The sequence below is a fragment of the Kaistella haifensis DSM 19056 genome, assembly GCF_000735695.2.
In the GTDB taxonomy this organism is placed as follows: domain Bacteria; phylum Bacteroidota; class Bacteroidia; order Flavobacteriales; family Weeksellaceae; genus Kaistella; species Kaistella haifensis.
In genome coordinates this window covers 1-625 of record NZ_JASZ02000094.1, presented here as the reverse complement: position 1 = coordinate 625, position 625 = coordinate 1, and the positions used below count along the sequence as shown (strand labels likewise).

Annotated in this window: 2 protein-coding genes; both read left to right on the top strand. The window is 49.0% G+C overall.

Going from position 1 to position 625, the window contains the following annotated elements:
• Positions 1 to 397 (top strand): tyrosine-type recombinase/integrase (locus tag AP75_RS14050; RefSeq protein WP_158212096.1); only part of this gene is annotated, 397 nt, incomplete at its 5' end.
• The coding region (locus AP75_RS14045) for a transposase zinc-binding domain-containing protein (protein WP_185116490.1) at positions 381 to 625 on the top strand (245 nt) is incomplete at its 3' end. The genes AP75_RS14050 and AP75_RS14045, both read left to right, overlap by 17 nt.

The window sequence follows — 625 nt, the reverse complement described above, 5'->3', positions numbered from 1 at the left end:
CTTCATCAGTATTGAAAATCCGGTTCAGTATTTATTCAATGGAAACCATAACAGGAATATTGAAGAGATTGATGCGCTCAGCACAGGGGCTTCACGGTCTGCCAGCAAAGATTTCGATTCCCGCTACAGCCAGCGCGGCGTTCAGTGGGTGATCAAGACCATCTCAAAAAAAGCCGGCATCACCAAAGAGGTGCACACCCACACGCTACGCCACAGCTACGCCACGCATCTGCTGGAAGACGGCGTTCCGATCATCATGGTACAGAAACTTCTGGGTCATGAAAGAATTGAATCGACGATGGAATACCTTCATGTCTGCCAACTGTCGGATCAAACTCCGCACAGTCCTCTGGATACCGTTTTCGCTTTGTGCCGCAAAAATGGAAGCCCGAAGTAAGGGCAGAAGTGTAGCCGACGTTCTGCGCGCAGTCAGTTTATCAACTCAGAATTTTACGGTTCATCAGGAAAAAACACTTCGGGCTTTATCGTACTGCCGGACTTCAGCTTTGGGCGGTCATATCGATGCGTGCGACGAATGCGGAAATATGAGCATCAGTTACAACTCCTGCAGAAACAGGCATTGCCCGCAATGTCAGGGACACAAAAAGGAAGAATGGATCCAGAA